Origin of the sequence: Mesorhizobium sp. M7A.F.Ca.MR.148.00.0.0, assembly GCF_003997735.1 — a bacterium.
In the GTDB taxonomy this organism is placed as follows: Bacteria; Pseudomonadota; Alphaproteobacteria; order Rhizobiales; family Rhizobiaceae; genus Mesorhizobium.
In genome coordinates this window covers 1-234 of record NZ_RZTB01000707.1, presented here as the reverse complement: position 1 = coordinate 234, position 234 = coordinate 1, and the positions used below count along the sequence as shown (strand labels likewise).

Below are 234 nucleotides of genomic sequence, written 5' to 3'. Positions count from 1 at the left end.
ATCAGGGCACCGTCACCGACCAGGACATGGCCATGGCCAAGCTGAAGGCCACCGAAATGCTTGCATACGTCGCCGATGAGGCGATCCAGATCCATGGCGGCATGGGACTGATGGACGATTTGCCACTGGAGCGCATCTGGCGTGACGCCCGCGTCGAGCGCATCTGGGAGGGCACGTCGGAGATCCAGCGCCACATTATTTCAAGGGCGCTGCTGCGTCCGTTCGGGGCATAAC

Annotated in this window: 1 protein-coding gene; it reads left to right on the top strand. The window is 62.0% G+C overall.

Annotated features, from left to right (window positions below):
• A partial coding sequence (locus EOB49_RS35925; RefSeq protein WP_164782031.1) for an acyl-CoA dehydrogenase family protein occupies positions 1-233 on the top strand: 233 nt, incomplete at its 5' end.
• Position 234: the final 1 nt, after the last annotated feature.